Below are 25,309 nucleotides of genomic sequence, written 5' to 3'. Positions count from 1 at the left end.
GTGATGCGCTGGACGAAGAAAGTTGGAGCAGCCGCCAACGCCCCTCCAGGAGGCCGAACGCAGTCGTTGCGCCGGGGGACGAGCGGCATGGATGCCGCGAGAGGCGCGCCAGGCCATGGATGGCCCATCGCGCCGGCCCCCAGACGACGCTTGCGGCGAACGCACTTCAGTGCGGCCCGAAGGGCGAGCGTAGCGAGTAACGGCGATGGAGTGAGGGAACCCGACGCAGTCGGGCCGGATGATGGGGCAAGCGTTTTTGGTTCCTTTTTTGTGGTTCGGCATCCCGACGATTGAAAAAAGGGACTCGCCCGGGGGGGCGAAACCAGAAACATCACCAGAGCTCGGCAATCAGCTGGACTCAAATCCTCTAGCAACACTTAACGCAGACAGAGCCACTGAAGTCGCCCCTACAAAAAACCTGCAAGACAACACCGCCGAATGGACGTGACCGCTGTGTAGGGTGGAGGTCGCTCTTTACCTCCACCAGGCGGGGTCGAACAGGGCACGCCGTTATGCCCGAAGCGTTGCATTGAAACCCGCCCCCGCCCGGTGGATGGGTGAAGCGTCATCCACCCTACCCAACCTCAGCACCGCGCCGGCGACCTACGGGGCCGGCGTGGGGGCCAGGGCTTGCGCGGCCGGTTCGGCGGGCAGGCGGGAGCGTTCGGTGATGCGCTTGCCGAGGGCGATCATGGGTTTCTCCACGGTGCGGTGGATCAGTTCGGTGGCGCCGAATACCAGCACCAGCATCAGCGCCGTGTACTGCGGCCAGAGCGCGTCGGTGATGGCGATACCCTCGCTGCGGGTGTAGCGAAACATCAGCTCCAGGGTCAGGTAGAACATCGGGATGTGCACCAGGTAGAAGGTGTAGGAACGCTTGCCGAGGTAGTCCAGCACCCACTGCAGCGGTTGCGGGAAGACGATCAGGTTGCCCTCGCAGGCGGCCATGAACACCAGTGCCAGGGACAGCGCGCAGACCACCGGCACCGCCAGGGTGTTGCCGAAGCCGATGGCGGTGACGCTGCCCAGCACCAGCGCCAGCAGCGTCACCACCAGCGCCCCGGCGTAACGATGGCGGCCGGCACGCACGCGGATCGCCTCGAACCAGCTCTGGGTGGTGGCCAGGTACAGCAGGCAGCCATAGATCAGGCCGTCGCAGCGGGTCTGGGTGAAGAAGAACACCTTCATCGGGTCGGACAGGCTAAAGGGCCGCAGCACCAGGCTGACCAGCAGCAAGCCGCCCACCAGAGCCATCACCCGCGCGCGGGTGCTTTTCAGCAACAGCAGGAACAGCGGGTAGAACAGGTAGAACTGCTCCTCCACCGACAGGCTCCAGTAGGGCGCCAGCGGCACGCCGCCGGCGATCTTGTTGTCCGGCAGCCAGAAGTTGAAGGTGTAGGTGAAGATGCCCAGCGCCGCCTGGGCGTTGTACACCGGCGGAGCGAAGTACTGGCCCTGGTTGAGGAACAGGCTGAATAGCATCACCAGCGCCACCACCAGCCAGGCCACCGGCAGGATGCGGAACACCCGGCGCACGTAGAAGGCGCGGATGCAGGCCGCCCGCTGCACGCCACTGCGCAACCCGTCCAGCTGTTCCAGCAGGGTGCGCGAGATGATGTAGCCGGAGATCACGAAGAACAGGTCGACCCCGGCCCAGGCGTTGCCGAACAGGTCGAGCACCGACTCGGGCTTGGGGTAGTGCATGGTGAAGGTCCAGGGGTAGAACACCTGGTACAGGTGGACGTAGAAGGTCAGCAGCACGGCGATGGCGCGCAGCCGGTCGAGTTCGAGGTTCCTCGACGTGCCGCCGTGGCCGGCGAGCCCGGTGGCGGGCAGTTCGGTCTTCATGTTCATGGTGTCTACCCCTGGCGGCCCGTGGTTACAGCTTGGTGCCGCCGTCGACGCTGAGGATGTCCCCGGTGATCCAGCGCGAGGCGTCGGAGGCCAGGAACAATGCCGCGTCGGCGATATCCTCCGGCTGCGCGATGCGCTGCAGGGCCTGGATGCAGAGCACGAAGTCGCGCCCCTCGTCGCTGCGCACGAAGCTGGACATCTCGGTGTCCACCACCCCCGGGGCCAGGCCGTTGACGCGGATGCCGCGCCCGCCGAGCGCCTGGGCGAAATGCAGCACCAGGGTGTCCAGCGCGCCCTTGGTGGCGGCGTAGGCGGGAATGTCCCCCACCGCCGAGCGCGCCCCCAGGGAGGAGATCAGCACCAGGCTGCTGCCCTCGCCCAGCAGCGGCAGCAGCTGCTGGACCAGGAAGAACGGCGCGCGCACGTTGACCGCGAACAGCCGATCGAAGTCCTCGATGCGGGTCTCCTCCAGCGTCGCGGTCTGGGCGATGCCGGCGCTGGCCACCAGCACGTCCAGGCGGCGCACGCGCTCACCCACCTCGGCGGCGAGGATGCGCGGCCCTTCGGCGCTGGCGAGATCGGCCACCAGCACGTCGGCACGGCCGCCCCGGTCGCGGATCTCGGTGACCACGCCATGGGCCTCGTTGACCCCACGGTTGCAGTGCACCAGCACATAGGCGCCGGCGGCGCCTAGGGCCAGGGCGGTGGCCTTGCCGATGCCACGGGAGGCGCCGGTGACCAGGGCGTTCTTGGAAAGCAGGGATGGCTGCATGGCGGAAACCTCGTGAAGAAAGTGAAGGGTCAGAAGGGCAGCTCGCGCAGCGCGCGGCGGGCGAAGTAGTCGAAGGTGGCGCGGCTGCGCGTGGGCTGGAGGATCCAGTCGTGGGCCTCGCGGGCCAGGCCCGGGTCGATGTCGCAGATTTCCCCCGCCGCCTCGGCCAGCAGTTGCATGCGCGCGGTGCGTTCCACCTGCACGGCGAGCACGCAGGCTTCCTCGACGCTACGCGCAGCGATCACCAGGCCGTGGTGGGCCAGCAGGGCGGCGCGGCGATGCTGCAACACCGAGGCGATCAGCTCGCCCTCCTCGTTGCCCACCGGCACACCCGGCCAGCGCGCGAGGAAGGACACCTCGTCGTAGAGCATGCAGCTGTCCATGTGCGCCACCTTCAACGGGCGCTCCAGCAGCGACAGCGCGCTGGCGTGCATGGGGTGGGTGTGGACGATGCAGTTCACGTCCGGGCGCGCACGGTAGATCCAGGAATGGAAGCGGTTGGCCGGGTTGGCCATGCCGTCGCCGGCCATCACCACCAGGTCCTCGTCCACCTCCAGCAGGTTGGCCGGGGTGATCTCGTCGAAGCCCAGGCCCAAGCGCTGGGTCAGGTAACGCCCCGGAGCCCCGGTGCGCGCGGTGATCTGCCCGGCGAGGCCAGAGTCGTGCCCATGGGTGAAGAGCACGCGGCAGGTCAGCGCGACCTTCTCGCGCAGCGGCCGCTCCGTCGCCACCAGGTGGGTGTTCATGGCGTCGACGCTCTTGTCGATCAGCTCGGCCTTCTCGGCCAACAGGGTCTTCATGGCGTTGCCTCGGGTTCGGGTTGGGAAGGCCCGCGCCACCAAGGGCGCGGGCGTCGGTTCAGGCCGTGGCGTGGTGGTGGTGCGAGCGGCGCTCCTCCACCAGTACCTTCGCGGCGAGCTGGGCGACCGAGAGCACCGAGGCGTGGATGTTCACCGCCGGCATCTCGGGGATCACCGAGGCGTCCACCACCCGCAACCCGTCCACGCCCCAGACCCGGAAGCGCGAGTCCACCACGCTGCTGGCCGGGTCACGGCCGGCGGAGCAGGTGCCGGTGTAGTGCAGGCCGGGGCCGGCGTTGCGGGCGATGAAGGCCAGCTTCTCGGCGTAGGTGCGCAGCGGGTCGGCCGGGTAGAGGCCGCCGTTGAAGCTGGCCAGCGCGCGGCTCGCGCCCAGGGCCAGGCCGCGCTCGAGGGCGAAGACCATGTTGTCGCGGTCGACGCGCTCGGCGAGGTAGCCCGGGTCCAGCAGCATGCTCTGGCGCGGGTCCGTGCCGGCCAGGCGCGCACGGCCGCGGCTGCGCGGCTTGGCGAGGAAGGGGATCAGCGTGTAGGAGCCACCGGCCGGCGTCTGCAGCGGGCCGAAGGGGTATTGCATGCCGGCCACCTGCACGTCCGGGGCGAGGTGCGCCGGGCCGTTGCTGTAGTACGACATGGTCGACACGCCGTTGGAGAGCTGCGGCGGCACGAACACCCGAGAGCGGTACTGCAGGCTCAGCAGCAGGTGGTCCTGCAGGTTGCGCCCTACCGCCGGCAGGTGCTGGCGCACCGGGATGCCCTGGGCGCGCAGCTCGTCCAGCGGGCCGATGCCGGAGAGCATCAGCAGCTTGGGCGACTCGCAGGTGCCGGCGCAGAGGATGGTTTCGCGGTTGGCGCGGATCTGCACCAGGGCGTTGTCCACCAGCGCGCGCACGCCCCGGCAGCGGTTGCCCTGGATGATCAGGTTGGTGATCAGCGCATCGGCCAGCACGCTGAGGTTGGCGCGGGCCAGGGCCGGCACCAGGAAGGCCTGGGCCGGGCCGACCCGGTAGCCGTCGGCGGTGGCGTTGACCTCGGTGACCCCGGCGCCATTGAGCGGGCGGCCGGCATTCAGTTCGATGGTGCGCAGCCCGGTGTCGCCGCTGGCGGCCAGGTAGGCGGCGGTGAGCGGGTGCGGGTCGGCGTAGCGGCCGACGCGGATGCGCGAGGGGCCGCTGCCGGGGCTGCCCACCGGGCGTGCCATGTCGTCATAGGCGCGGAGCAGCGCCTCGGCAGTCCAGGGGCCGCCGACATGGCGTTGCCACTGGGCCAGGTCGCGGGGGTCGCCGCGCAGCCATATCATCGCGTTGATGCTGCCGGAGCCACCCACCACCTTGCCGGCCGCCAGGGCCTGCTGACGGTTGTCCAACTGCGCCTGGGCGGTGCTCTGGCGGGCCCAGTCGGTGTCGCTGCCGATGTTCTGCAGCCACAGGGCCACTTCGCGGACCTTGGGTTGGTCGATGCGATGGCTGCCGGCTTCGATCAGCAGCACCGAGGCGCCGGTGGCGGACAGGCGGTCGGCCAGCAGGCAGCCAGAAGAACCGGCGCCGACTATCACGTAGTCGTAGTCCAGGCGCTGGGCCGGGCGGCCATCGCGCTCGCCGGCCAGGGCGGCGGCGGGCAGCAGGCCCATGCCGGCGGCACCGGCGCCCGCGCCGAGGGCCAGCAGGCGGGTGAGGAAATCGCGACGGCCGGAGGCGCCGAAGCCGGCTGCGCCCTCCCGGATGGCGTCGAGCGACGGGGAGTCGTTGTGCTTCTTCATGTTCGTTCCTGAACGGGGTCGGCTTCCTGGGGCGGGGGCGCGAGGCCCCCGCCGGTTCACGTGCGGGTGATGGTCACGCCGCCTTCCACGAACAGGGTCGTGCCGGTGACGAAGCTGGAGGCATCGGACGCCAGGTACAGCGCCGACTGGGCGATCTCTTCCGGGCGCGCCATGCGCTTGAGCGCGTGGATGCTCTCGACGAAGGCCTTCTGCTCCGGGGTGGAGGCGGCGGCGCGGCCCATCTCGGTGTCGGTGCCACCGGGCAGCAGCACGTTGACGCGCAGGCCCTGGCCGCCGTACTCGGCTGCCAGGGTGCGGGTCAGGCCCACCAGCCCGGCCTTGCTCGCCGCGTAGGCGGCCATGCCCGGGAAGCCGACGCTGTGGCCGACGAAGGACGAGGTGAAGATCAGCGAGGCGCCGGGGCGCTTGAGCAGCTCGGGGATCTGGTGGCGCGCGCAGAGGAAGGCGCTGGTCAGGTTGGTGTCGATCGTGTCGTGCCAGCCTTCGAGGGAGATATCGGTCACCGCGCCCAGGGCGCCCATGGAGCCGGCGTTGTTGAAGGCGATGTCGAGGCCGCCGAAACGGCTCACCGCCAGGGCCACCGACTCACGCACACACTGCTCATCCTTGATGTCACCGGCCAGGGCGACGGCCACGCCGCCAGCAGCGGTGATCTCGTCCACCAGCCGCTCCAGGGCCTCGCCCCGACGAGCCACGGCCACCACCTTGGCGCCCTCTTTCGCGAAGAGCTTCGCGGCCTCGAAGCCGATGCCGGAGCTGGCCCCGGTCACGATCGCGGTCTTGTTCGCCAGAATACTCATGTGTCACCTCGTTCCTTGTTGGGTTGTCCCGTGTTTCACGCCTGCTTGGCGGATTCGAACAGCCTGATCAGGCCGTCCAGGTTCTTGCCGAAGGGCGCCTCGCCCTCCTCCACCTTCTCGGCGTACTGCCAGAAGTCGGTGCTGAACATCATTCCGTAGTCGCGCGCCTCGCTGACCGCCTTGAGCTGCACGATGGGGTTGTTGCGTGCGCCACGGACGCCCGGGAGGATCGGCCGGGCGATGGATTCGAAGTAATCCTTGAGGGTCACTTCGGGGGTGTCGGGGGTCCACACCAGCCACATCATCACGGTCTTGTCGGAGATGTTGAGGAAGCCATGGATGTGGTTGCGCCGGCCGAAGACCATGGCGCCCTTCTTCATGGGGATCATGCGGATGGTGTCGCGCCCGGAAACGTCCGGCGGGTTGTCCATGTCGGTGTAGGTGCGGGTGCCCATGAGCATCACCACACCACCGTCAGGGGCGTAGAACCACTCGTCCGTGCGGGTGTGCACGTGCAGCGGCGGGCCCGAGCCCGGGGGATTTCCACCTTGGCCATCAGGTAGCGGCCACGGGTGGTCTCGCCGGTCTTCACGAAGCGGATCGAGGCGCCTTCCGGTTCGCCGTTGACCACTTGCGGGTTGGGGTCGTCCTCGATCAGGGCGAAGGCCGCCGCGTTCTCCTCGGCATCCTCGGCGTAGTCCGACTGCAGGTCCTGTTCCAGCATCTCGCCGGTGTCGAAGCCAGCTTCCAGTGAGCTCATACATCCTCCTTGCGGGTCAGTGACCCGGTCGTTGATCTAGCCAACCGCACCCAGGACGCTACCCAGCGCCTGGCCATCCTTCGGGCTCACGGCACAGCCGTGGCCCACGAGTTTTTCCAGTACCGCGCCGGCGTCTTCCGGCACCGCATCGCCGCGCCAGCCGATGTGCTGGTCGGGGCGCACCAGCAGCAATCCGCAGCGGTAGCAGTCACGGGCGCTGGCCGGCAGTTCCACCACCGTCAGCGGAATGCCACGGGCGGCGGCGGCATCGCGCAGGCGCTCCACCGACGGCGCATCAGGGCCGTTGCGCAGCAGGGTGAAGCCGCTGCCGAGCAGGTCGAATACCGAGCGTCGCGAGCCCTCACCCGCCGGCAGCCACAGGTGCGGCAAGCGCCCGCCGGGCACGGTGCTGGGTCGGTAGTGCAGGGGGTCGTCCTCGGGCGGCTGACCTTGCTGCCAGACGATGGGCGAGCCGTCGTAGCGCGCGCCCAGCTCCACACCGATGGAAGTGAACTGGCCACGGAAACCACGCAACGAAACACCGAGTCGGGCACGGGCGCGCTCGCCCTCGGTGCCCCGCGCCTCGACGGCGGCGGGCACTTCCACCTTGCCCACCCGTTGGGTGAGCTGGCGCGCGGCCTCGGTGTTGCGCAGGGTGACCGGGCGCCGCTCCGCCTCGTAGGAAGCCAGCAACCCTTCACCGGCCCAGCCCTGCACCGCGGCGGCCAGCTTCCAGGCGAGGTTGGCGGCGCCGTCGATGCCGGTGTTCATGCCGAAGCCGCCGGTGGGCGAGAACAGGTGGGTGGCATCGCCGGCGAGGAACACCCGGCGATCGGAGAAGCGCTCGGCCACCAGAGCCAGGCCGCCGTGCCAGACGGCGTGGGCCAGCACCTCGACGCCGACCTCGGCGCCGATGCCCTGGCGAATGGCGGCGATGACCCGGTCGTCCTGGGGCATCTCGTCATGGGAGCGCGCCTGGGTCATGAGCAGGAACTCGTCCGCGCCGTCCAGGCTGATCAGCAGCATGCGCGCATCGGGCGCCACCACGTTGTACATCCAGGCCTTGCGCCCGGCGAGGATGTCGCGGTGCAGCGCGGGGATGCGCACGTGGCTGGAGAACATGCGCCCGCTGAGGAAGCCGCCACTGGAGCCGTCTGGCCCCAGGTAGCCGATGCCGAGGGTGCGGCGGACGAAGCTCTGGCCACCGTCGCAGCCCACCAGGTAGTCGGCGGTCCAGTGCTCGATGGCTTCGCCGCTGGCGCTTTCCACGGCGATCAGGCGCACGCCGTCGGCGTCCTGTTCGAAGCCGCTGACCCTCCAGCCGAAGCGCAGCTGGATGTTGGGCCGGGTGCGGATGTGTTCGAGCAGGAAGCGCTCGACGTACATCTGGTTGGCCCGCAGCAGCGGCTCGGGCACCTGGTCGGTGTCCTCGGCGCTGCGTGCGGCCGCCATGCGCTCGCGCTCGGACGGCATGTCCAGCCGCGCCAGTTCCCAGGCGTTGAGGCGAGTGAAGTAGGCGACGTCGCGCGGGTGGTCCAGGGGCAGGCCGAGACGGCGGATGGCCTCCGCCAGGCCCAGGCGCCGGTAGTGCTCCATGGTGCGCGAGTTGTGGGTATTGCCCTTGGGGTGCCAGCGGGTGTTGCGCTCGCTGTTGAACAGCACCACGGGCACGCCATGGTGGTCCAGGAACAGCGCGAGCATCATGCCCACGGGGCCACCGCCGACGATGGCCACGGCGGCGTGCTGGGTCTTCTGGCCTGTGCTCACGATGAGCCTCCGTCGCTGCCGGTCAGGCGCCTGCGGATGCGTGCGCACCCGGCAGGAGCTGGAGGATGTCGTAGCGTGGCGCGCCTGTGCCCTGGCCGGTCACCGAGGACAGCAGCCGCGCGCCGTAACCGTGCTCGGCGAGCATCGCCTCCAGCGCGCTGCCGTCGCCCTGGCTGCTGAAGCCCATCAGCAGCAGGCCGCCTTCGGCGAGGTAGTCCGGCGCCTCGTCGAGGAAGCGCTTGTGGGCGGCGTAACCCGGGTCGCAGAAGGCCAGCATGATGGCCTTGTCGAACACGTGTTCCGCCTCGACGAAGACGAAGTTGGAATTCCAGAAGATGACGTCGAAACGCTCGCCCGCCTCCAGCACCTTGAACAGGTCGCCCTGGCGGACCGACATCACCCCGGTGACGCCATGCCGCGCCGCATTGGCGCGGGTGTTGCACACGGCAGCCTCGCTGATGTCGCTGGCCACCACCTCGCGGCAGCCCTCGAGGGCGGCGGTGACGGCGGTAACGCCGGCGCCGCAGCCGATCTCGAGGAAGCGCCCGCCCCGTGGGTAGGGCAGGTGGCGGGTGAAGATGCCGGTGGACTGGAAGTGGGTCGGCGGGAACACCCCCTCATGCACCACGAAATCGCGGCCCATGCATTCGTATTCGGTCTGCCCATCGGCCTCGGCAGCCGCGAGGCGCTGGCGGACCGACGCCAGTGCGCCGGCCTCCTGGATTGCTTGAGTCATGCTGAGATTCCTTCTGTGGATAACCGGCGCGGGGCTCAGAGCCCGTGCCCGGCAGCGGCGAGTTGGCGATCGGCGAGGGCCGGGCGCAGCAGGTGCAGCACCTGGTGCCCGCCCTCCCCGGTCAGCAGCGCCTGGGCCACGCCACGCAGGTGACGCTTGAGCACCTTGCCGGTGGCGCCGACCGGCAGGAACGCCAGGTCACTGACCACGGCGACGGCGATGAAGCCCTCGGCGACGATCACGCCGCGCTGGGCGCAGGCCTCGTGCAGGGTGCGCAGCACACGGGAGGCGATGGTGGCCGGGTCGCCCGCATAGCGGTCGGGCAGCACCAGGGCGACCAGGCCGACACCGCCGCTGCGGGCCGGGTCGACGCCGACCACGGTGACGTCGCAGACGCTTTCCACCTGCTGCGCCGCTTCCTCCAGCTGGAGGGTGTGCAGGGCGCCGGCGGGCGACTCGATGACGTCCACCGCGCGGTCGATCTGGAAGAACTCGCCGTCCTTGCAGAAGGCGATGTCACCGGTGAGGAAGTAGCCGCCGCGCCAGGCGTCGACGGTCTTCTGCGGCTGCTTCCAGTAGCCGGAGGTGACGGTGGGCGAGCGCACGGCGAGCAGGCCGACTTCGCCGGGCTTCACTTCGTCGCCGCTGTGCGGGTCGAGCACCTTGGCCACGGCGATGTCCACCGGGCGGCCGATGCAGCGCTGGGCGGCGACGGCATCGAGGGTCGATTCGCTGCGGAACAGCGCCATGCCCAGTTCGGAGCTGCCGAAGGCGTCGATGAAGCGCGATTGCGGCGCGCCTTCGAGTACCTGGCGGATATGGCTCTGGTGCGAGGCATCGCCCATGGCGAACCAGCGGCGCACGGTGGGGAACTCGTCATGGCCGATGCCGCCTTCGACCAGCAGCACGTAGCTGCGCGGGAAGGCCGCCACCGTGGTCGGCGCAAAGCGCTGGATGGCTTCGCGCAGCGCCTCGCCCTGCTGGGTACCGAGGACGAAGGTGGGAATGCCGTGGAGGATGGCGGTTTCCAGGTGGCTGATGGCCGCCGAGTGGGACTGCGGCAGGGCGCTGAGGAAGCGCTCGTCCGGACCTTCGGCGAAGCGCCCGATGCGGGCCCGCTTGCCCATGAAGAACTGCCGGTGCTCGAAGCGCACCGCCTTGGGCAGGCCGGTGGTACCGGAGGTGTGGCTGAGCATCACCAGGGTGGAGTCCTGCGGCTCCAGCGGCCACCAGGCGGGCATGCGCGGCGCCGGGTCGAGGGCGGCGCGGGTGACATCGAGTACCGGGCGGCCGGCATCGCGCCACTGCCGGGCGAAGTCGCTGGTGATCAGGGTGACGGCGTCGGTCACCAGGCGCTCGAAGCCGTTCTCGTCCATGTAGGCAATGCCGAACTCGGCCGGCATGGCTGGGTTCATCAGCGAGATGGCCGCACCCAGGCTGGTCAGCGCCAGGTAGTGCAGCAGCGGCGCGAGGCCGTCTTCGACGGTGACGGCAACCACGTCGCCGGGCTTCACGCCCTGCTCCAGGTACCAGGCGGCCAGGGCCATGCGGTGGTGCTGCAGGTCATTGAGCGACAGGGCGCCGACCGGCGTGCCGCGCAGCAGGGTCAGGGGCTTGTCGAGGAACAGGAACGGCTCGTCGGGGGTGGTGCTCAATGCCAGGCAACGGTCGAGGAAGTTGCCGCTGCCGAGGGAGGCGTCGGCGCGCAGCGTTTGCAATGCGTCGGCGCCCATCAGGGTGCTGGCGGCACCAAGGGGCTGGCTGCTGGGGCCCTGGGCCAGTTCGGTGAGCATGGCCATGCGCAGGTGCACCATCTCCTCGCCGATGGCGATGACACGGGCACGCAGGTAGGGCCGCTCGACGAGCATGCGGTCGATGATCTCGCGCATGACGATGGCGTGGTCCTCGTCCTCCTCGATGTGCAGCACGAAGAAGTGCTCGGCCTCGCGGGGCGCGTTGTGGCTGCGCAGGGCATCGAGCACCGGGCCGTAGATCAGCGGGACTATGGCCTCGGCGCCGAGGCACAGGGCGGCCAGACCGTCTATGGGGTCGCTGCTGCGGCAGTGGCGGAACATGCCGTCGATGAGCTGGCGGGTGCCGGGCAGCAGCGGGCGGCTGCGCGGCGGTGCCGACATCAGGTCCATGGAGCGGCGGTACAGCTCGGCGTGGGAGATGTCCACGCTGTCGCCACCGGAGAGTTCCTCGGTGAGGTTGCAGGACAGCGACTTGAACTCGCCCTGGTCGGCGATGCCGCCCATCAGCGCGCAGAGGTAGCGGGTGAAGTACTGCGAGTAGTAGTGGTGCTGGATGAGGAAATGGCGCACCTGGTCGAGGCTGACCGCGCCGTTGCGGCAGGCCACGAGGAAGGGGTTGGCGTTGAGCCGGCCCAGCAGCCCCTCGGGGAAGAGGTCCTTCCAGAGCGGCGAGAGCACGTATTCGTTGCGGGCACCGATGGGCGCCGCGTTGTCGTCGAGGTATTCCATTGACCTGTCTCCCGGGGTTGATCGCTTGTGGCGATCGCGTGGGGGTTGAGTTCCGTTCAAACGGCGCGGCTGAGGTATTCCGTCTCGCCCTTGATGCAGTCGGCGAGGCGCCGCAGCAGTTCGAGGGGGCGTGGGTGCTGGAAGACGTTGCGCCCGACGCAGAGCCCCGCCGCGCCACTGGCGAGGATGGAGCGGGTGAGGCCGAGCAGGCGTTCGTCTTCCGTGCGTTCGCCGCCGGCGAAGAAGATGCGGATGTCGCGGCAGTGGGTTTCCACCAGTTCGGTGCAATCACTGGCGGACTCGGGCATGGCCAGCTTCACCGCGTCGGAGCCGAGTTCGGCCACCACCCGTACCAGGTGGCTGAGGCGCTTCTGCCGATCACTGGCGGAGAGCCCACGGACCTTGTCGTAGAGCATGGTGAGGATGGGGAAGCCGGCACTGTGGGCGGCGTCGGTCATGGCGCCGAGCAGGGCGACGTTGTGCTGGAAGTTGTCCTCGGTGAAGTTGATCTGGATCGACACCGCGTCGGCGCCCAGCTCCAGCGCCGTATCGATGCTCGACACCATGATCTTGGTGTCGGGCTCGGGGGCGATGCTGGCCATGCCGTTGAGGTGGAGGATGACCCCGGTGGAGGGGTGCAGCATGTCCCGCAGGATCAGCCGCTCGATCAGGCCCTTGTGGCCAATGACCGCGCTGATGTGGTCGCTGGCGATCCATTTCTCGAAGTCGGCGGTGTGGGTCATGCCGGCAATGGGCCCGAGGGTCAGGCCGTGGTCGATGGGCACGATCAATCCGCGCCGCGAGGCCGGGAACAGCAAGCGCCGCTCCCTCAGTACTCTGCTGACGTAGCTCATGGCGCGCCCCTATTTCTCGATGATCGATTCGTTGATCTTGATGCCCACGTGGCGGCCGGGCTCGGTGACGTAGCCGAGGACCTTGTCGCCGGGCTTGAGCTCGGAGATGTTCAGCGGCTTGGCGACGTCGGAGAAGATGCGTACGTGCCAGTCGTCCTGCATGAGGATGTTGACCCGCTCCTTGCCGGGGAACTCGACCTCGATCAGGCGCAGCGGGCGCTGCTCGATCTTCATGCGGCCCACGGCGGCGCGGCGCACGCGGCCCTTGGAGTTGACGATCATGATCGGCGAGCCGGCCTTCAGCTCACTCATGTAGTCGGTGCGGTTTTCGGTGTTGAACACGTAGCAGTGCACGGCGCCGGCGTTGACGCGGAACGGCCGCAGCTCCATGTAGGGCAGGAAGTAGACTTCGGGGCAGCACAGCAGCCCGCCCTGGGAGGTGCTGCCGACCAGCATGCCCTCGTCGGGTTCGAACAGGGTGGAAGCGTCGATGCAGGCGCGGTAGCCCATGCCCACGGGGCGGCTTTCGATCACGGTGCCGACCTGGATATTGAGGTTGGCGGCGCTCTGCGCCTGGGACATGCGGGCGAGGAATTCGCTCATCACGCCGTGGTCGCGGGGCGAGAAGATCACCCCTTCGGCGCCGTATTCCATCACCCCGTAGGAGACGATGGCGTCATCCACGTCTGTGGGCGCCTTGATCTCCTTCATCAGCACGGTGGAGGTGGATTGCAGCGAGGCGATCACCAGCTCCAGCGGGATGTTGGTGGGGTCGCGGAAGAGGATCCACAGGTAGTTGCTGCGCAGCCCCAGGTCGATGGCGGCCAGCAGGCTTTCGCGATCATCGACGTAGCTGGTGTAGCAGGTGAGCAGGCCGTCGCGAGCCAGATCGGCCAGGACGTCGGCGTCGTTGTAGGCGACGGAGCGGTTGCGGGCGACGACGCCCTTCTTGAAGTCCTCGAACTGCGGGCCTTCGCGGAAGGCCTTGAGCTCGGCCGCGTTGCGCAGGCGCAGCACCACGTGCATCCGCGAGGGGACGGCGGGGAGCAGTTCGGCGAGGTTGTCCATATAAAGGACGATGCCGGTGTAGAGCGAGTTGATGACGCGGACGAAGATGCCATCGTCGGGGCGGCGGGTCGCCAGCTGGGCGCTGTCGAACCAGACCAGCTGGCTGTCATTGGCGGTGCGTTTGCTTTCGCCGTTGCTGCGGATGTTGGTGAGCCGCACCGACGTTCGCTTGGATACCGTTTCGGGGGTCTCGAAGGCCTGGTCGGCGGCGTCTTCACGGATCACCGGGACCTCCTTGCCTTTCACCCCTGCGCTTGCGTTGCTCATGTTCCCTCCAGGCTGCGAGCCATTCCATTCAACTTGGTCATGTAGAGGCATCCAGAATCAGCTGCGTACAGCATCTGCATCGCGCAACCACAATCGGGAGTTCCTCTCCCGCTGGAACCGTTCTCGTGCACCCGGCGCGGTAGTGCGTCTGGGCAAGCGTGCAAAGAGCCGAAGGGGACGAACGGTTCGTCTCCGCCTGCTTTTGCGTGGAGCGGAGTCTTTCCCAGGGGCAGGTACGAGGAAAGACCATGTGAGCGATGGGGTATTCACTGAGGGGGATGGGGCGCAGGCAGACGCGACAGGTCCGCAGGCAGACCGGCCGCAGGCAGGCGAAAAACAACGAAGCGGCACGGGCAGGCGGGAGAAAACCAGTCCCGTGAGGTCGGGTGTCAGACCCAAAAAGAATGTACGGACCTGCGGCAACTCGCCGCAGCAACCGATCGACCGCCCGAACACGGGACTCTGGAGGTCTGGCGCCAGTGCGCAGGTGCAGGAATGAAAGGCCGGAAACGAAAAAGCCCACCTCGAGAGGTGGGCTTCTTGAGGAAGCCTGGCAACCTGATGGCTACCGGGCATTCCTGAATATGGTGGGTCGTGTAGGATTCGAACCTACGACCAATTGGTTAAAAGCCAACTGCTCTACCGACTGAGCTAACGACCCATAAAAAGGAGTGGTCGGGGTAGAGAGATTCGAACTCCCGACATCCTGCTCCCAAAGCAGGCGCGCTACCGGACTGCGCTATACCCCGTTTGGAAGTTGGCTCCGCGACCTGGACTCGAACCAGGGACCCAATGATTAACAGTCATTTGCTCTACCGACTGAGCTATCGCGGAACTTCTAACTTTCCAATCTCATCCGCTTTGAACCGTGGTTCGCTGCATCTGAGGCGCGCCATTTTACGTTTCCAGAACGAGCTGTCAACCCCTGAAAAGCGAATTTATACAATGCTTTGCAGTTGTCTGGCCGACTGCTATATCTGTGCCTATTCAAGATCACCTACAGGACGCGCCGGCCAAACGGCCCCGGCAGGACAGTCCATGAGCACCCAGGACACCCCTCCCCCTTCCTCCCGCCCGCAAACCATCCTTGCCAGCCGTGGTATCCAGCCACGCTTCGGCGAGTTGGTGCAGAGCTGCCGCAAGCTGGTGATGAACCGGCTGGCGGAACACCTGACCGGCGTTTTCGCCCAGGTCGACGACACCTTGTTCGAATGCGCCGAAAAGGCCGAGAACAACCAGGTGCAGACGCTGTTCTTCGACAGCATGCGCGACGTGCGCAAGCAGCGGCCGCAGATCGAACGCGCCTATCACCAGCGCATCGCCCAGCAGTTCGCCGATTTCCTCGATGGCACCCTCAAACCGGAACAGACGGCGGCCGAGATGGATGCCGACCGCCTGGAGCTGGTGCAGAACGAGGCCTATGAAGAGAGCTTGCTGGTCACCAATATGGTCAGCCGGGTCAAGGCACGCTGCGCGCAGTCGCTATTCGCCCTCGACCAGCGCCTGGCGCTGCTCAACAACGGCAAGAAGATAGGCGAGGACAGCAACCCCTTCGGTCCCCAGGCCATCGCCCAGGCCTTCCGCGAAGCCCTGGAGCCGACGCCCTTCCCGCTGCGCATCAAGACCATCCTTTACATGCTCTTCGACCAGCATGTGATGCAGGGCCTGGAGACGCTCTACGACGCACTCAACAAACGCCTTATAGAAGCCGGCGTGCTGCCCAACCTCAAATACACCGCGCAACGGGCCCCCAGCCCGGCGCGCAGCGCAACGGTGAATGGCCAGCCCGCACCGGCCGCCCGCAGCGAGCAGCACGCGCCAGCCGCACCCCTGCCACCGCCGCCCGCCGACCTCGGAGCGCCGCCGCCCCTGGACCCGGGCGCCCTGTTCAGCGGCCTGGCCGCACTGCTGGAGGAACACCGCCAGCGTAACCTCGACACACCGCTGCTCGGCGGTACCCCGAGCATCGCCAGCTACGCCCCGCGAGGTGCCACGCGCACCTACAGCGCAGCGGAACTGCTGGAAGCGCTCAACCGCCTGCAGCAGCAGTCGGCCCATGAACTCGCCGCGCGCCTGCAACAGCCGCAGCGGGTGGACGGGCTCAAGGCCGACCTGCAACAGCAACTGGAAACCCACAGCAGCCTGCCGGGGCAGCAGAAGCTTTCCGACCAGGAAGCCGACGTCATCGACCTGGTGGGCATGCTCTTCGACTTCATCCTCGACGACGACAACCTGCCGGACAGCTGCAAGACCGCCCTTTCCCACCTGCACACGCCTTATCTGAAGGTGGCGCTGCAGGACAAGGCGCTGTTCACCCAGCATCACCACCCCGCCCGGCGCCTGCTCAACACCATGGCCCAGGCCGGCGTGCTCTATGGCGGCGAAGGCGAGGAGCGCGGGCTGCTGTCGAAGATGCAATGGGTAGTGGAGCGGATCATCCACGGCTTCATCGGCGACCTGCAGCTGTTCGACAGCCTGCTGGACGAGTTCAACGAATACGTCGCCACCCTGCGCCACAAGGTCGAGCTGCGCGAACGCCGCGCGGTCGAGGCGGCCAAGGGCCGCGACAAACTGCTCAGCGCACGCCAGCAGGCGGTGGACGCCATCGCCAAGGTGCTGGCCGGGCGCGAACCGCCGAGCATCATCCGCAACTTCCTCGAACAGACCTGGAGCGACGTGCTGGTCTTCGTACTGCTGCGCCACGGCGACCGTGGCGAGGAATGGCGACGCTCGCGGGAAGTGGCCGAGCAGCTGGCCTGGAGTGGCACACCGCTGGATGCCAACGGCCGCGAGCGCCTGCAAGGCCTGCGCGTGGCCCTGCTGGAAGACCTGCGCAAGGGCCTGGAACTGCTCGGTGGCTACCACGAGGACGGTATCCGCCGCCTGCTGCAGGACCTGGTGGCGTGCCAGCACGCCGTGCAGGGCAAGCAGCCGCAGCTGGCAGCGCAGATCAACCCCGACCTGCCCAAGAGCCCGCTCAGCGAAATGCTCGGCGAAGACGCCGGGCTGCTGGCGCCGGCACGCCCGTCGGGCCTGTCGCCGCGCGCCCAGTTGCTGGTCAAGGAGCTGGAGAGCCTGGAGTTCAACACCTGGTTCGAGTTCGTCGAGGAGGGCCAGGGGCGCAAGCTCAAGCTGTCCTGGTACAGCCCGACCACGCGCAACTACATGTTCGTCGACCACAGCGGCCAGCGCGTCGCCATCAAGCCCATCACGCTGCTGGCCAGCGAGATGGAACAGGGGCTGGCACGCATCATCGCCCCGGAACACAACGCACCGCTGGTGGACCGCGCCTTGGGCGCCATCTACCGCGTCCTGCAACGTTTCACTGGCCGCAATGCCGAGCCGAGCTAAGGAGCCCCCATGGAAGACCGTCGACATAGCAGCCGCCACGCCACGGAACTCCAGTTGGAGGTTTACGACCTGCACTCCGCCCAGCGCCTGGGCCGGGTGGTGGACCTCTCCGCCGATGGCTTCATGCTGTTCAGCGAGTCGCCGCTGGCCACCGATTCGGTGTGGGAATGCCGCATCGTCTCGGCCACGCCGGTGGAGGGCGTCAGCGAAGTGCGCCTGGGCGCCGATTGCCTGTGGAGCCGCCCGGGTGCGGACGGCCAGCACAGCTGGGCCGGCTTCCACATCATCGACCTGGCCGAAGACCAGGCCGCGTCCCTGGACGTGCTGCTCCGGCACATCTGAGGCCGCGCACACTAAAAAGCCCCGCAATGCGGGGCTTTTTCTTTCCGGCTGGACGGTATCAGACGAAGACGATGTCCTCGCCTTCCACCTTGCCGCTGATGGCGATGCCCGGGGCGAACTTGCCAGCCAGGATCAGTTGCGCCAGGGGGTTCTCGATCCAGCGCTGGATGGCGCGCTTCAGCGGGCGCGCACCATAGACCGGGTCGTAGCCGACGGCGATCAGCTTGTCCATCGCCTCGCTGGACAGCTCCAGGTTCAGCTCCCGCTCGGCCAGGCGCTTGCGCAGGCGCTGCAGCTGGATCTCGGCGATGCCGGCGATCTGCTCGCGAGCCAGCGGTTCGAACACCACCACCTCGTCGATACGGTTGATGAACTCGGGGCGGAAGTGGTTGCTCACCGCATCCATCACCGCCGCGCGCTGGGCTTCGCGATCCCCTACCAGTTCCTGGATCTGCGCGGAACCGAGGTTGGAGGTCATCACCACCACCGTGTTGCGGAAGTCCACGGTACGGCCGTGGCTGTCGGTGAGGCGACCGTCCTCCAGCACCTGCAGGAGGACGTTGAAGACGTCCGGGTGGGCCTTCTCGACTTCGTCCAGCAACACCACCGAGTACGGCTTGCGACGCACGGCCTCGGTCAGGTAGCCGCCCTCTTCATAGCCGACATAGCCCGGAGGCGCGCCGATCAGCCGTGCCACGGAGTGCTTCTCCATGAACTCGGACATGTCGATGCGTACCAGCGCCTCTTCGGTGTCGAAGAGGAACTCGGCCAGGGATTTGCACAACTCGGTCTTGCCGACACCGGTCGGGCCGAGGAACAGGAACGAGCCGCTGGGCCGGTTCGGGTCGGACAAGCCCGCACGGGAGCGGCGCACGGCGTTGGCCACGGCGACCACGGCTTCGTCCTGGCCGATCAGGCGCTTGTGCAGCATGGCCTCCATGTTCAGCAGCTTCTCGCGCTCGCCTTCGAGCATCTTCGAGACGGGGATGCCGGTCCACTTGGAGACGACCTCGGCGATCTCCTCGTCGGTGACCTTGTTGCGCAGCAGCTGGTTCTCGGTCTTGCCGTGCTGGTCGACCATCTGCAGGCTGCGCTCGAGGTCGGGGATGATGCCGTACTGCAGTTCGGCCATGCGCTGCAGGTCGCCCTTGCGACGGGCGGCCTCCATGTCCAGGCGGGCCTGCTCGATGCGCTGCTGGATCTGCGCCGAGCCCTGCACTTCGGCTTTCTCGGACTTCCAGATCTCTTCCAGGTCGGCGTATTCGCGCTCCAGGCGGGCGATGTCGTCCTTGAGCTTTTCGAGGCGCTTGAGGGCGGCGTCGTCGTCCTCTTTCTTCAGGGCCTCCTGCTCGATCTTCAGCTGGATCAGGCGGCGTTCGAGACGGTCCAGCGCTTCCGGCTTGGAGTCGATCTCCATGCGGATGCGGCTGGCGGCTTCGTCGATCAGGTCGATGGCCTTGTCCGGCAGCTGGCGGTCGGTGATGTAGCGGTGCGACAGCTTGGCGGCGGCGACGATGGCGCCGTCGGTGATGGTCACACCGTGGTGCACCTCGTAGCGCTCCTTGAGGCCACGGAGGATGGCGATGGTGTCTTCCTCGCTGGGCTCGTCCACCAGCACCTTCTGGAAGCGGCGCTCGAGGGCGGCGTCCTTCTCGATGTACTGGCGGTATTCGTCCAGGGTGGTGGCGCCGACGCAATGCAGCTCGCCGCGTGACAGCGCGGGCTTGAGCATGTTGCCGGCATCCATCGCGCCTTCGGCCTTGCCGGCGCCGACCATGGTGTGCAGCTCGTCGATGAACAGGATGATCCGGCCTTCCTGCTTGGACAGCTCGTTGAGCACCGCCTTGAGGCGCTCCTCGAACTCGCCGCGGAACTTGGCGCCAGCAATCAGTGCGCCCATGTCCAGGGACAGCAGGCGTTTGTCCTTGAGGCCATCCGGTACTTCGCCGTTGACGATGCGCTGGGCCAGGCCTTCGGCGATGGCGGTCTTGCCGACGCCGGGCTCGCCGATCAGCACCGGGTTGTTCTTGGTGCGGCGCTGCAGGACCTGGATGGTGCGACGGATTTCGTCGTCACGGCCGATCACCGGGTCGAGCTTGCCGTCTTCGGCGCGCTTGGTCAGGTCGACGGTGTACTTGTCCAGCGCCTGGCGGGATTCCTCGACGTTGGGGTCGTTGACCGCCTGGCCGCCACGCAGGTTGGCGATGGCGTTCTCCAGCGCCTTGCGGGTGACGCCCTGGCCGAGCAGCAATTTGCCGAGCTTGGTGTTCTCGTCCATGGCGGCGAGCAGCACCAGCTCGCTGGAGATGAACTGGTCACCCTTCTGCTGGGACAGGCGGTCGGCCTGGTTGAGCAGGCGCGCCAGGTCCTGGGACAGGTTCACGTCGCCGGTGGGGTTCTGGATCTTCGGCAGCCCGTCCAGCTCCTTGGTCAGGGCGCTGCGCAGGGCGGCGATGTCGAAGCCCACCTGCATGAGCAGGGGCTTGATGGAGCCGCCCTGCTGGTCGAGCAGGGCGAGGATCAGGTGAAAGGGTTCGATGGCCGGGTGATCGTGGCCCACGGCCTGGGACTGGGCATCGGAGAGCGCCAGTTGCAGCTTGCTGGTCAAACGGTCGATTCGCATAGGGCAGTCCTTCCTTTAAAGAGCGGGCTGGAGCGATGAAGGCTCCGGAGACGAGAAGCCCGCCGAGATGAAGTCTAGATAAGGACGATTCTGGGCGATTCAAGCCATCGCGACTTGACGGAGGTCAGTCGACGACGGTCGGCGCGGCGATCCGCAGGAGGAAAAGTCAGTCGACGAGCCAGACGAGGCTGGCGAATCGCCCGGTGCGCGAGGCGCGACGGTAGGAGAAGAAACGCGGATCGGTGACGGTACAGAAGCCGCCGCCAAAGACAGCGGTGACGCCCCGTGCAGCGAGACGGATGCGCGCCAGGGCGTAGATATCGGCGATCAACCGGCCTTCGTTGTGGCTCGGGCGGAAGGCCGACTCGGCTTGCGGGTGCTGGGCGACGAAGACGTCGCGCACTTCCGGCCCGACCTCGAAGGCATCGACGCCAATGGCCGGGCCGAGCCAGACCAGCACCTGGTCCGCCGGGCGGTCTAGGGCATTCAGGGTCGCTTCGAGCACGCCATTGGCAAGCCCGCGCCAACCGGCGTGGGCCGCCGCGACACGGGTGCCGGCGCGATCGCAGAACAGGGCAGGCAGGCAATCGGCGGTCATCACCAGGCTGGCGATTCCGGGCGTCGAGCTCCAGCTGGCATCGGCCGTCTCGACACAGGTCGGATCGGCCTCGACCACGCGCACGCCGTGCACCTGGCTGAGCCAGGCGGGCTGGCAGCCGAGCGTCTCGACCAGGCGCTGGCGATTGCGGGCAACGGCAGCGGGAACGTCATCGACGTGATCGCCCAGATTGAAGCTGTCGAAGGGGGCCTCGCTGAAGCCCCCGGCACGGGTGGTGACGCAGGCACGAACCCGCTCGGGTGCAGGCCAGTCGGGCGTCAGCCAGTCATTCATCAGTTGAAGGACTCGTGGTCCTGGCGCAGCAGGGTGAGCAGCCAGACCATATCGTCGGGCAGCGGCGACTCCCACTTCATGCGCGCGCCGGTCACCGGGTGGTCCAGCTCGAGGAAGCGGGCATGCAGGGCCTGGCGGGGGAAGTCCTTGAGGGTCTGGACCAGCGTCTGGCTGGCTGCCGGAGGAATACGGAAGCGGCCGCCGTAGACGGGGTCACCCACCAGCGGGAAATTCACATAGGACATGTGCACGCGGATCTGGTGCGTGCGCCCGGTTTCCAGCTTGACCCGGGCATGGGTGTGCGAGCGGAAGCGCTCCAGCACACGGTAATGACTGACCGCCGGTTTGCCGCCAGCCACCACGCCCATGCGCTGGCGCTGCTGGGAGCTACGACCGATGGGGGCATCGACCTTGCCGCCGGCGGTGATCACGCCGACCACCACGGCCTCGTAGATGCGACTGACGGTGCGGGCCTGGAGCTGCGCCACCAGCTTGGTGTGGGCTTCCAGGGTCTTGGCTACCACCATCAGGCCGGTGGTGTCCTTGTCCAGGCGATGCACGATGCCGGCACGGGGCACGTTGGCCAGGTCCGGCACATGGTGCAGCAGGGCATTGAGCAGGGTGCCATCGGCATGCCCGGCAGCGGGGTGGACCACCAGCCCGGCGGGCTTGTCCAGCACCAGCAACTGGTCGTCCTCGTAGACGATGTTCAGCGCGATGTCCTGGGCGACCCACTCACCCTGGGATTCCTGCTCGGCGTTGAGCTCCAGCACGGCACCGCTGTAAACAGTGTCACGCGGGCGCAGCACCTGGCCGTCGACCGTGAGCAGGCCGTCCTTGATCCAGGCGGCCAGGCGCGAACGCGAATGCTCGTCGAAGAGCTGTGCAGCGACCTGATCGAGGCGTTGCCCGCCCAGTTCGGACGGCACCTCGGCGCTGAGTTGGATGACCTGCTTGATAATTGGGGACATGCTCGGAAACGGCGGGGGCGCAGCCTTTGGTTTCGGCCACGCGCTTGTGGTTAAATACGGCGTCTTTGTCCTGGGGGAGCCCAGGGCGCCCATCATAACAGGACGGCTCCGCCCAAGACAGCCAGCCGTCACAGGGACGCAAGCCGCTATGCAAGTGAAACACCTGCTGCTGATCGCTATTCTCGCCCTAACCGCCGCCTGCTCCTCCAAAGAGGTGGTAGACGAGAACCTGAGCGAGTCCGAGCTGTACCAGCAGGCTCAGGCCGATCTGGACAACAAGAGCTATACCAGCGCCGTATCCAAGCTCAAGGCCCTCGAGTCCCGCTATCCGTTCGGTCGTTATGCCGAGCAAGCCCAGCTGGAACTGATCTACGCCTACTACAAGAACGTCGAGCCCGAAGCCTCCAAGTCCGCCGCCGAGCGCTTCATCCGCCTGCACCCACAGCACGCCAACGTCGACTACGCCTATTACCTGAAGGGCCTGGCCTCCTTCGATCAGGACCGTGGCCTGCTCGCCCGCTTCCTGCCGCTGGACATGACCAAGCGCGACCCGGGCGCTGCCCGCGACTCCTATAACGAGTTCGCCCAGCTGACCACCCGCTACCCGCACAGCCGCTACGCACCGGACGCCAAGCAGCGCATGATCTACCTGCGCAATCTGCTGGCTGCTTACGAGATTCACGTCGCCCACTACTACCTGACCCGTCAGGCCTATGTCGCCGCCGCCAACCGTGGCCGCTACGTGGTGGAAAACTTCCAGGAAACCCCTGCCGTCGGCGATGGCCTGGCCGTGATGGTCGAGGCTTACCAGCGCCTGAGTCTGAACGACCTGGCAGCCACCAGCCTGGAAACCCTGAAGCTCAACTACCCGGACCACCCGAACCTGGTCGACGGCCAGTTCGTACCCCGCGAAGAAGAAGCAGACAACCGCTCCTGGCTGGCCAAGGCCACCCTCGGCCTGATCGAGAGCGAGCCGCCGCTGCCGCCGGGCGAAACCCGCGCCAACCAGGACGTGATCAAGCAGTACGAAGACGCCCAGGAAGAAATCCCGGACGAGCTCAAGCCCGAGAACCAGCAGGAAGTGCAGGAAGAACAGCACGAAGCCGAAGCCAACAGCAGCGGCGACCGCTCCTGGTTCAGCTACATGACCTTTGGCGTTTTCGACTGAGAACGACCGCGATGTAAAGAAGAGGCCTGCGGGCCTCTTTTTTTATCCGCACGAAACGTGCTCTTCCCTGTTTTTGCGCCTGGCCAGGGGACCTGATGCACAGCTCGCGCCCTCCCCGCTGGGCGCCGACCATCGGCTTGGCTAAACTGCGCTCCTTTCAACGACAAGTGAGCTCGACTGGGATGGTCCGCCTGCTGTTCTGGATTGTTGTGATCTTCGCCGCCGTCTGGGTCTGGCGCCGCATGAAGACGCCACCGGCGCCGCGCCCGCAGAAGCCCGTGGACGAAACCGCCAGCCCGATGGTGCGCTGCACCCAGTGCGGCGTGCACGTGCCCCAGGCCAACGCGCTGGCCAACGGCGAGCGCTGGTACTGCAGCCGCGCGCACCTGGAACAGGACACCTCCAGCGGTGAGCGCTGAAGCCCCCGCGCTGGGCAGCCAGCCGGCACGCCGCATCTTCCGCCTCTACAACATCTACCGCCTGCTCATCGGCCTGGCACTGGTGGGACTGATCTCCAGCGAGCTGGACAGCGAACTGCTCGACCTGGCCCGCGCCCAGCTGTTCCGCAATGCGTGCTGGTTCTACCTGCTGCTGAACATCCTCATCGCGCTGATGGTCCGCCATCCGAAACACATGCTGCAGGTCTTCAGCCTGGCGCTGGTGGACGTGATCCTGCTGTCCTGCCTGTTCTATGCGGCGGGCGGCACGCCGAGCGGTATCGGCAACCTGGTGATAGTTGCGGTGGCGATCGCCAACATCCTGCTGCGCGGCCGGGTCGGCTTGCTGATCGCTGCCGTCGCCGCCATCGGCATGATCTACCTGACCTTCTACCTCAGCCTCAGCCGCCCGGAAGCCGCCAGCCAGTACGTGCAGGCCGGCGCCCTGGGTGCCTTGTGCTTCGCCGCCGCCCTCTTCGTCCAGGGCATCAGCAAGCGCCTGCAACTGAGCGAGACCCTGGCCGAAAAACGTGCCGCCGACGTCGCCAACCTGGAAGCGCTCAACGCCCTGATCCTGCAGCGCATGCGCACCGGCATCCTGGTGCTCGACCCCCAGCACCGCGTAATCCTGGCCAACCAGGGTGCGCTGACGCTGCTGGGCCGCGAGGACCTGGCCGGCAAGGTCCTCGACCCGCAAAGCCCGGAGCTGGTGAAACGCCTTCAGCAGTGGCTGGACAACCCCACGCTGCGTCCCCAGAGCCTGCAGGCGGTGGCCGAAGGCCCGGTGCTGCAACCGAGCTTCGTCTCCCTGCAGCGGGGCGAGCAGCGGGACACCCTGATCTTCCTCGACGACATCTCGCAGATCGCCCAACAGGCCCAGCAACTCAAGCTCGCCTCCCTGGGTCGCCTGACCGCCGGCATCGCCCACGAGATACGCAACCCACTGGGTGCCATCAGCCACGCGGCGCAGTTGCTGCAGGAATCCGATGAGCTGACCGGCCCGGACCAGCGCCTGGCGCAGATCATCCAGGACCAGTCGCGGCGTATGAACCTGGTGATCGAGAACGTCCTGCAGCTCTCCCGCCGCCGCCAGGCGGAGCCGCAATTGCTCGACCTGAAGTACTGGCTGCACCGCTTCGCCAGCGAATTCCGCAACGCATCCGGCCCGGGCCAGACGCTGCACATCGAGACCAACAGCGGCACCATCCAGACCCGCATGGACCCGCACCAGCTCACCCAGGTACTGACCAACCTGGTACAGAACGGCCTGCGCTACAGTTCACAGAAGAACAAGGTAGGACAGGTCTGGCTGAAGCTGTTCCGCGACCCGGAAAGCGACCTGCCCGTTCTGGAAGTGATGGATGACGGCGCCGGCGTACCCGCCGAGCAGGTGCAGCACATCTTCGAGCCCTTCTACACCACCGAAAACAAGGGCACCGGGCTTGGCCTGTACATCTCACGGGAGCTGTGCGAGAGCAACCAGGCCCGTCTCGACTACAGGCCCCGCGAAACCGGAGGCAGCTGCTTTCGCATAACCTTTGCCCACCCGCGCAAATTGAGCTGACC

At 67.2% G+C, this 25,309-nt stretch carries 20 protein-coding genes and 3 tRNA genes; 5 read left to right on the top strand and 18 right to left on the bottom strand.

The window, feature by feature from the left end; genetic code table 11:
* Positions 1 to 603: 603 nt before the first annotated feature.
* From PSm6_RS15645 to PSm6_RS15575, 15 genes are all read right to left on the bottom strand, one after another.
* Entirely contained in the window at positions 604 to 1,854 is a 1,251-nt protein-coding gene (locus PSm6_RS15645) for an acyltransferase family protein (protein ID WP_043244217.1), read from the bottom strand.
* Between the two features lie 25 nt (positions 1,855 to 1,879).
* Positions 1,880 to 2,626 (bottom strand): SDR family NAD(P)-dependent oxidoreductase, encoded by a 747-nt coding sequence (locus PSm6_RS15640; RefSeq protein WP_265167697.1) that lies wholly within the window; start codon positions 2,624 to 2,626, stop codon positions 1,880 to 1,882.
* Between the two features lie 29 nt (positions 2,627 to 2,655).
* Positions 2,656 to 3,426, bottom strand: coding sequence for an aldolase (locus PSm6_RS15635; RefSeq protein ID WP_021221815.1), 771 nt, complete (start codon positions 3,424 to 3,426; stop codon positions 2,656 to 2,658).
* Positions 3,427 to 3,484: 58 nt separating this feature from the next.
* Positions 3,485 to 5,203: a GMC family oxidoreductase gene (locus PSm6_RS15630; protein WP_265167696.1), complete on the bottom strand. Its 1,719-nt coding sequence runs from the start codon at positions 5,201 to 5,203 to the stop codon at positions 3,485 to 3,487.
* A 56-nt stretch (positions 5,204 to 5,259) separates the two neighbouring features.
* Positions 5,260 to 6,024, bottom strand: coding sequence for an SDR family oxidoreductase (locus tag PSm6_RS15625; protein WP_021221813.1), 765 nt, complete (start codon positions 6,022 to 6,024; stop codon positions 5,260 to 5,262).
* 35 nt (positions 6,025 to 6,059) lie between these two features.
* Complete coding sequence (locus PSm6_RS15620; protein ID WP_213628491.1) at positions 6,060 to 6,536, bottom strand: cupin domain-containing protein; 477 nt, start codon at positions 6,534 to 6,536, stop codon at positions 6,060 to 6,062.
* The gene (locus PSm6_RS15615) at positions 6,485 to 6,784 is read right to left on the bottom strand and encodes a hypothetical protein (protein ID WP_265167695.1); all 300 of its coding nucleotides are present in this window, start codon (positions 6,782 to 6,784) and stop codon (positions 6,485 to 6,487) included. Before PSm6_RS15615 ends, PSm6_RS15620 begins: the two co-directional genes overlap by 52 nt.
* Positions 6,785 to 6,820: 36 nt before the next feature.
* Complete coding sequence (locus PSm6_RS15610) at positions 6,821 to 8,551, bottom strand: FAD-dependent monooxygenase (protein WP_265167694.1); 1,731 nt, start codon at positions 8,549 to 8,551, stop codon at positions 6,821 to 6,823.
* 22 nt (positions 8,552 to 8,573) lie between these two features.
* Positions 8,574 to 9,287, bottom strand: coding sequence for a methyltransferase (locus PSm6_RS15605; protein ID WP_021221810.1), 714 nt, complete (start codon positions 9,285 to 9,287; stop codon positions 8,574 to 8,576).
* Between the two features lie 35 nt (positions 9,288 to 9,322).
* Positions 9,323 to 11,770, bottom strand: a complete 2,448-nt coding sequence (locus PSm6_RS15600) for an AMP-binding protein (RefSeq protein WP_265167693.1) — start codon at positions 11,768 to 11,770, stop codon at positions 9,323 to 9,325.
* Between the two features lie 56 nt (positions 11,771 to 11,826).
* Positions 11,827 to 12,624 carry a class I fructose-bisphosphate aldolase gene (locus PSm6_RS15595; RefSeq protein WP_037022255.1) on the bottom strand — a complete coding sequence of 266 codons (798 nt, stop codon included), beginning with the start codon at positions 12,622 to 12,624 and terminating at the stop codon, positions 11,827 to 11,829.
* Positions 12,625 to 12,633: 9 nt separating this feature from the next.
* Positions 12,634 to 13,959 (bottom strand): 3-dehydroquinate synthase II domain-containing protein, encoded by a 1,326-nt coding sequence (locus PSm6_RS15590; protein ID WP_265167692.1) that lies wholly within the window; start codon positions 13,957 to 13,959, stop codon positions 12,634 to 12,636.
* A 585-nt stretch (positions 13,960 to 14,544) separates the two neighbouring features.
* A tRNA-Lys gene (locus PSm6_RS15585) sits at positions 14,545 to 14,620 on the bottom strand.
* An 11-nt stretch (positions 14,621 to 14,631) separates the two neighbouring features.
* A tRNA-Pro gene (locus PSm6_RS15580) sits at positions 14,632 to 14,708 on the bottom strand.
* Positions 14,709 to 14,717: 9 nt separating this feature from the next.
* Positions 14,718 to 14,793 (bottom strand) — tRNA-Asn (locus PSm6_RS15575).
* Positions 14,794 to 14,997: 204 nt separating this feature from the next.
* Between PSm6_RS15575 and PSm6_RS15570 the strand changes: the two genes are divergently transcribed.
* Together PSm6_RS15570 and PSm6_RS15565 are read left to right on the top strand one after the other, a co-directional pair.
* On the top strand, positions 14,998 to 17,310 hold the full coding sequence (locus PSm6_RS15570; protein WP_021219352.1) for a DUF1631 domain-containing protein: 2,313 nt from the start codon (positions 14,998 to 15,000) through the stop codon (positions 17,308 to 17,310).
* Between the two features lie 9 nt (positions 17,311 to 17,319).
* Positions 17,320 to 17,652 (top strand): PilZ domain-containing protein, encoded by a 333-nt coding sequence (locus tag PSm6_RS15565; protein ID WP_021219353.1) that lies wholly within the window; start codon positions 17,320 to 17,322, stop codon positions 17,650 to 17,652.
* Between the two features lie 58 nt (positions 17,653 to 17,710).
* Here PSm6_RS15565 and clpB read toward each other — a convergent pair whose 3' ends face one another.
* From clpB to rluD, 3 genes are all read right to left on the bottom strand, one after another.
* Positions 17,711 to 20,275 (bottom strand): ATP-dependent chaperone ClpB, encoded by a 2,565-nt coding sequence (gene clpB, locus PSm6_RS15560; RefSeq protein WP_021219354.1) that lies wholly within the window; start codon positions 20,273 to 20,275, stop codon positions 17,711 to 17,713.
* Positions 20,276 to 20,441: 166 nt separating this feature from the next.
* Positions 20,442 to 21,167, bottom strand: a complete 726-nt coding sequence (gene pgeF, locus PSm6_RS15555; protein WP_265167691.1) for a peptidoglycan editing factor PgeF — start codon at positions 21,165 to 21,167, stop codon at positions 20,442 to 20,444.
* On the bottom strand, positions 21,167 to 22,138 hold the full coding sequence (gene rluD, locus PSm6_RS15550; RefSeq protein WP_021219356.1) for a 23S rRNA pseudouridine(1911/1915/1917) synthase RluD: 972 nt from the start codon (positions 22,136 to 22,138) through the stop codon (positions 21,167 to 21,169). Before rluD ends, pgeF begins: the two co-directional genes overlap by 1 nt.
* A gap of 148 nt (positions 22,139 to 22,286) precedes the next feature.
* Between rluD and PSm6_RS15545 the strand changes: the two genes are divergently transcribed.
* From PSm6_RS15545 to PSm6_RS15535, 3 genes are all read left to right on the top strand, one after another.
* Entirely contained in the window at positions 22,287 to 23,306 is a 1,020-nt protein-coding gene (locus PSm6_RS15545; protein ID WP_021219357.1) for an outer membrane protein assembly factor BamD, read from the top strand.
* Positions 23,307 to 23,488: 182 nt separating this feature from the next.
* Positions 23,489 to 23,725 (top strand): PP0621 family protein, encoded by a 237-nt coding sequence (locus PSm6_RS15540; protein WP_021219358.1) that lies wholly within the window; start codon positions 23,489 to 23,491, stop codon positions 23,723 to 23,725.
* The gene (locus PSm6_RS15535) at positions 23,715 to 25,307 is read left to right on the top strand and encodes a sensor histidine kinase (RefSeq protein WP_043243744.1); all 1,593 of its coding nucleotides are present in this window, start codon (positions 23,715 to 23,717) and stop codon (positions 25,305 to 25,307) included. Before PSm6_RS15540 ends, PSm6_RS15535 begins: the two co-directional genes overlap by 11 nt.
* The last annotated feature ends 2 nt before the right edge of the window (positions 25,308 to 25,309 follow it).

The organism is Pseudomonas solani, from assembly GCF_026072635.1.
GTDB lineage: Bacteria > Pseudomonadota > Gammaproteobacteria > Pseudomonadales > Pseudomonadaceae > Metapseudomonas > Metapseudomonas solani.
Note: the sequence above shows the minus strand (reverse complement) of the source record. Positions and strands in the feature narration are given on the sequence as shown.

Excerpts from the sequence above, each read along its gene's own strand:
- PSm6_RS15545 (WP_021219357.1), top strand. The coding sequence starts at position 22,287 with ATGCAAGTGAAACACCTGCTGCTGATCGCTATTCTCGCCCTAACCGCC.
- PSm6_RS15570 (WP_021219352.1), top strand. The coding sequence starts at position 14,998 with ATGAGCACCCAGGACACCCCTCCCCCTTCCTCCCGCCCGCAAACCATC.
- clpB (WP_021219354.1), bottom strand. The coding sequence starts at position 20,275 with ATGCGAATCGACCGTTTGACCAGCAAGCTGCAACTGGCGCTCTCCGAT.
- PSm6_RS15590 (WP_265167692.1), bottom strand. The coding sequence starts at position 13,959 with ATGAGCAACGCAAGCGCAGGGGTGAAAGGCAAGGAGGTCCCGGTGATC.
- PSm6_RS15630 (WP_265167696.1), bottom strand. The coding sequence starts at position 5,203 with ATGAAGAAGCACAACGACTCCCCGTCGCTCGACGCCATCCGGGAGGGC.
- PSm6_RS15645 (WP_043244217.1), bottom strand. The coding sequence starts at position 1,854 with ATGAACATGAAGACCGAACTGCCCGCCACCGGGCTCGCCGGCCACGGC.
- PSm6_RS15600 (WP_265167693.1), bottom strand. The coding sequence starts at position 11,770 with ATGGAATACCTCGACGACAACGCGGCGCCCATCGGTGCCCGCAACGAA.
- PSm6_RS15540 (WP_021219358.1), top strand. The coding sequence starts at position 23,489 with ATGGTCCGCCTGCTGTTCTGGATTGTTGTGATCTTCGCCGCCGTCTGG.
- PSm6_RS15625 (WP_021221813.1), bottom strand. The coding sequence starts at position 6,024 with ATGAGTATTCTGGCGAACAAGACCGCGATCGTGACCGGGGCCAGCTCC.
- PSm6_RS15605 (WP_021221810.1), bottom strand. The coding sequence starts at position 9,287 with ATGACTCAAGCAATCCAGGAGGCCGGCGCACTGGCGTCGGTCCGCCAG.
- PSm6_RS15640 (WP_265167697.1), bottom strand. The coding sequence starts at position 2,626 with ATGCAGCCATCCCTGCTTTCCAAGAACGCCCTGGTCACCGGCGCCTCC.
- PSm6_RS15565 (WP_021219353.1), top strand. The coding sequence starts at position 17,320 with ATGGAAGACCGTCGACATAGCAGCCGCCACGCCACGGAACTCCAGTTG.
- PSm6_RS15595 (WP_037022255.1), bottom strand. The coding sequence starts at position 12,624 with ATGAGCTACGTCAGCAGAGTACTGAGGGAGCGGCGCTTGCTGTTCCCG.
- PSm6_RS15635 (WP_021221815.1), bottom strand. The coding sequence starts at position 3,426 with ATGAAGACCCTGTTGGCCGAGAAGGCCGAGCTGATCGACAAGAGCGTC.
- rluD (WP_021219356.1), bottom strand. The coding sequence starts at position 22,138 with ATGTCCCCAATTATCAAGCAGGTCATCCAACTCAGCGCCGAGGTGCCG.
- PSm6_RS15615 (WP_265167695.1), bottom strand. The coding sequence starts at position 6,784 with ATGAGCTCACTGGAAGCTGGCTTCGACACCGGCGAGATGCTGGAACAG.
- pgeF (WP_265167691.1), bottom strand. The coding sequence starts at position 21,167 with ATGAATGACTGGCTGACGCCCGACTGGCCTGCACCCGAGCGGGTTCGT.